Genomic DNA, 3,828 nt, shown 5'->3' with positions numbered 1-3,828 from the left:
CTTCTCGACCAGGTAGAGGAAGTTCTGGTGCGTATCGATGACGATGGTGCCCGGCTTCGCCGGCCCGTCATAGGCGACTTCCTGCGGCAGGTAGATCGGGTTGATCTGCGGCCGCATCACCATGCGCTTGGCCGGCTGCTGCACGGCCGCCGTCTTCTGCCGGTCGGGCTGCGCCTGGAACAGGCGCTGCAGCGGCTGCCGCGTCGCCTGCCGGGCCGGGCGCACGATGCCCGGCGCGTGGCCGAGCTGCAGCACCCAGGGCGCCGAGAGGTCGGGGCTCACCATGACCGGCGGCATGTCGGCATAGCGGTCATTGGCAAGGGAAGTCGTGGCGCCGGCGGCAAGAATGGCCGCCGCGCCGAGCAGGGAACAAAACGCTGTCTTCATCGGAACGCACCTTGATCGAACTCATCCGGGGCTAAGAGGGCGCCCTCGGTTTCGCGATCCTTGGCGCGGAGCGGCAAGCAAAACATGAATCGGAATGCGTAAAATGCCGCTTTGTCAGTAAACCTTTTGGTGTGGTTACCGGGCGGTTCAGGAATCTGGTAAAGCCACGGTAAAAGCTGCGCTGAAGCGCGTTAACGGATGGATTTGCTGACGATGGCAACTGAAAATGCCGGCATTCTCGATGGCCCCGACGGCAAGGCGCGCTGCTTCTGGCACGGCAACCTGCCGGATTATCTCCACTATCACGACCATGAATGGGGCCGTCCGGTAACGGACGATCGCCGGCTGTTCGAGAAGATCTGCCTGGAAGGCTTCCAGTCGGGCCTGTCGTGGCTGACCATCCTGCGCAAGCGCGAGAATTTCCGCGAGGCCTTCGCCGGCTTCGACTTCGACAAGGTGGCGGGGTTCACCGACGCGGATGTCGAGCGCCTGCTCGGCAATGCCGGCATCATCCGCCATCGCGGCAAGATCGTCTCGACCATCAACAACGCCAAGCGCGCCCGCGAGATGGTGGACGAGTTCGGCTCGCTGGCCGCCTGGTTCTGGAAGTTCGAGCCGGGTCCGGGCGAGCGGCCCGAGATCGTCGACCTCGCGCATCTGCGCGCCAATCCGACGACGGCCGTATCGGTCAGGATATCGAAGGAATTGAAGAAACGTGGCTGGAGCTTTGTCGGCCCCACCACGGTCTATGCCTTCATGCAGGCGATGGGCCTGGTCAACGACCATCTCGAAGGCTGCTATTGCAGGGCGGAGGTGGAGAAGGAGCGCAAGAGATTGAAGCGGCCGAAGTAGGGAATGCTCTTCCTTCTCCCCTTGTGGGAGAAGGTGTCGCCGAAGGCGACGGATGAGGGGTGCTCCAGCTTGGCGCCGCCGGAGGAGACGGCAAGTTTGCCAGCGTCTCACTCCGTTGGAACACCCCTCATCCGTCTCGGCGCTATCGCGCCGATCCACCTTCTCCCACAAGGGGAGAAGGGAAAGAGACCCCTTCACTTCTCGAACCGGCCCTTATGGCCGCTGCCGTTGATGTCCCAGACCAGGCTGGAGCCGGACACCGTCAGCACCAGTCCGCTGAAGCCGCGATCGTCGGGTGTGTGATGCGTGGAGGCGGAGCTGCGGCCGGCCGGGATGACCTCGACCGTCGGGCCCTTCCTCACCCAACAGCCCTTGCCGTACTGGTCATTCGCGCCATAGGCGAGCGCGAATTCGAAGCTGCCGTCTTTCTTCAACAGCAGTTCGGAACCGACCTCCATGACGCCGTTCAGATAGTAGTGGCCGGCAAGACGGGCGTCGCCCGGTTGGCAGGCGTTGGCCGCGCCGGTCGCGCCAATGACCAGCGCGCCGGCAAGCGCGCACGCAAATTGCAACTGCATGATGATCCCCCGATCGTTGAGTGAAGTCAGAGGCTGCCGGCGCCGGTCAGGAACAGCCCGGCAATGATGGCCGCCACGGCCGCGAAGGCCGGGTAGATCACCAGCAGGCCGGTCACCAGCGCGTCGCGCGCCGTCGGCTTACGTGTCTGCGTCGGAATTTCGAACGGTCCCGCCGGCTGCTGCGCCGGCTTCAGCGTCGACACCCCGGCGGGCCGCAGCCCGGCCGATCTGCCGCTCTCGATAATGTCGTCAGCCGTCGTCATAGCCCCGAACCCCTTGTTTCGGCGCGCTTTATGGTCGCCGATTGTGTCGGCAGCATGCCGCGCCGGTGGCGGAATTGTTTCGTTTTGGCGTGGTTTTGTTTCGGGCGCCCACCCTTGCCGCTCCAAGCGGCATCGTTTAGGAAACGCGCGCTCGAAGTAAGTCACCACTGACTGGAAGTCCCCATGGCCGACAAATCCGAAAAGACGAAAGCGCGGCTGCCGCGCGGTTTTGCCGACCGCAGCGCCGAAGACATCCGCGCCGTCGAGAAGATGATGGCGACCATCCGCTCGGTCTATGAGCTCTACGGCTTCGAGCCGGTCGACCAGCCGATGATCGAATACACCGACGCGCTGGGCAAGTTCCTGCCCGACCAGGATCGGCCGAACGAGGGCGTCTTTTCCTTCCAGGATGACGACGACCAATGGCTGTCGCTGCGCTACGACCTGACCGCGCCGACCGCCCGTTTCGTCGCTGAAAACTTCGACAAGCTGCCGAAACCCTATCGCAGCTATCGCTCCGGCTGGGTGTTCCGCAACGAGAAGCCCGGCCCCGGCCGCTTCCGCCAGTTCATGCAGTTCGACGCCGACACGATCGGCACGCCGGGCGTCGCCGCCGACGCCGAGATGGCGATGATGATGGCCGATGTCATGGAGGCGCTCGGCATCAAGCGCGGCGACTATGTCATCCGCGTCAACAACCGCAAGGTGCTGGACGGCGTGCTGGAGGCGATCGGCCTCGGCGGCGAGGACAATGCCGGCCGCCGGCTGACGGTGCTGCGTGCCATCGACAAACTCGACAAGCTTGGGCCGCAAGGCGTCAGGCTTCTGCTCGGTCCCGGACGCTGGGATGGCGGCAAGGAAGGCGAGGGCGACTTCGCCAAGGGCGCTGGGTTGAACGAGAGTCAAGCCGAGGCGGTTCTTCTGGCAACGGCAAGGAACGGGCAGGCCGCCCAAGATGCGAGCGTCAGTGCCAACGCTGTCTATCAGGAAGGCGTCGGCGAACTTGCAACGATCGAGGCGCTGGTTAGAGCCGCTGGCTACGGCGAAGACCGCATCGTGATGGATCGCTCCGTCGTGCGCGGCCTGGAATACTACACCGGCCCTGTCTTCGAGGCCGAGCTCCTGGCCGAGATCCCCAATGACGAAGGCCAGATCGTGCGCTTCGGCTCGGTCGGCGGCGGCGGCCGTTATGACGGGCTGGTCTCGCGCTTCCGGGGCGAGCCGGTTCCGGCGACCGGTTTTTCGATCGGCGTCTCGCGGCTGATGACGGCGCTGAAGAACCTCGGCAAGCTCGACGTCTCCGACGTCATCGCGCCGGTCGTCGTGCTGGTCATGGACAAGGACACCGAAAGCCTCGGCCGCTACCAGAAGATGGTCGCCGATCTGCGCGCCGCCGGCATCCGCTCCGAAATGTATCTCGGCGGCGCCGGCATGAAGGCGCAGCTCAAATACGCCGACCGCCGCGGCAGCCCGGTCGCCGTCATCCAGGGCGGCGACGAGCGCGCCAGGGGCGAGGTGCAGATCAAGGACTTGATCGAAGGCGCGCGGATGTCGGCGGAGATCACCGACAATGCCGAGTGGCGGGCGGCACGCCCGGCGCAGGTGACGGTGGCGGAGAGCGAGCTGGTTGGCGAGGTGAAGAAGATACTCGCGGCGCAGGCTGCCGACCGCGCGAAGGGTGGCGCTTGAGCCCCCCTCTCTGGCCTGCCGGCCATCTCCCCCTCAAGGGGGGAGATTGGCAGCTCGGG

Annotated in this window: 4 protein-coding genes and 1 pseudogene; 2 read left to right on the top strand and 3 right to left on the bottom strand. The window is 65.1% G+C overall.

Annotation, left to right across the window (positions count from 1 at the left end; all coding sequences use genetic code 11):
* Window positions 1-387, bottom strand: a pseudogene (locus EOD07_RS26105) (L,D-transpeptidase); the annotation flags it as partial.
* Window positions 388-600: 213 nt separating this feature from the next.
* Between EOD07_RS26105 and EOD07_RS26100 the strand changes: the two are divergent.
* Window positions 601-1,239, top strand: a complete 639-nt coding sequence (locus EOD07_RS26100; protein ID WP_127237462.1) for a DNA-3-methyladenine glycosylase I — start codon at window positions 601-603, stop codon at window positions 1,237-1,239.
* A gap of 194 nt (window positions 1,240-1,433) precedes the next feature.
* Here the strand turns inward: EOD07_RS26100 and EOD07_RS26095 are convergent, their stop codons facing one another.
* Window positions 1,434-1,817, bottom strand: coding sequence for a hypothetical protein (locus tag EOD07_RS26095; RefSeq protein ID WP_127237461.1), 384 nt, complete (start codon window positions 1,815-1,817; stop codon window positions 1,434-1,436).
* 26 nt (window positions 1,818-1,843) lie between these two features.
* The gene (locus tag EOD07_RS26090) at window positions 1,844-2,080 is read right to left on the bottom strand and encodes a hypothetical protein (RefSeq protein ID WP_127237460.1); all 237 of its coding nucleotides are present in this window, start codon (window positions 2,078-2,080) and stop codon (window positions 1,844-1,846) included.
* A 183-nt stretch (window positions 2,081-2,263) separates the two neighbouring features.
* Here EOD07_RS26090 and hisS point away from each other — a divergent pair, with 183 nt between their 5' ends.
* Window positions 2,264-3,769, top strand: coding sequence for a histidine--tRNA ligase (hisS, locus tag EOD07_RS26085; protein WP_127237459.1), 1,506 nt, complete (start codon window positions 2,264-2,266; stop codon window positions 3,767-3,769).
* Window positions 3,770-3,828 lie beyond the last annotated feature (59 nt).

Source organism: Mesorhizobium sp. M2C.T.Ca.TU.002.02.1.1, from assembly GCF_003997225.1.
The sequence above is the reverse complement of the archived record's forward strand: the minus strand, read 5'-3'. Positions and strand labels throughout refer to the sequence as shown.

Excerpts from the sequence above, each read along its gene's own strand:
- EOD07_RS26090 (WP_127237460.1), bottom strand. The coding sequence starts at position 2,080 with ATGACGACGGCTGACGACATTATCGAGAGCGGCAGATCGGCCGGGCTG.
- EOD07_RS26100 (WP_127237462.1), top strand. The coding sequence starts at position 601 with ATGGCAACTGAAAATGCCGGCATTCTCGATGGCCCCGACGGCAAGGCG.
- hisS (WP_127237459.1), top strand. The coding sequence starts at position 2,264 with ATGGCCGACAAATCCGAAAAGACGAAAGCGCGGCTGCCGCGCGGTTTT.
- EOD07_RS26095 (WP_127237461.1), bottom strand. The coding sequence starts at position 1,817 with ATGCAGTTGCAATTTGCGTGCGCGCTTGCCGGCGCGCTGGTCATTGGC.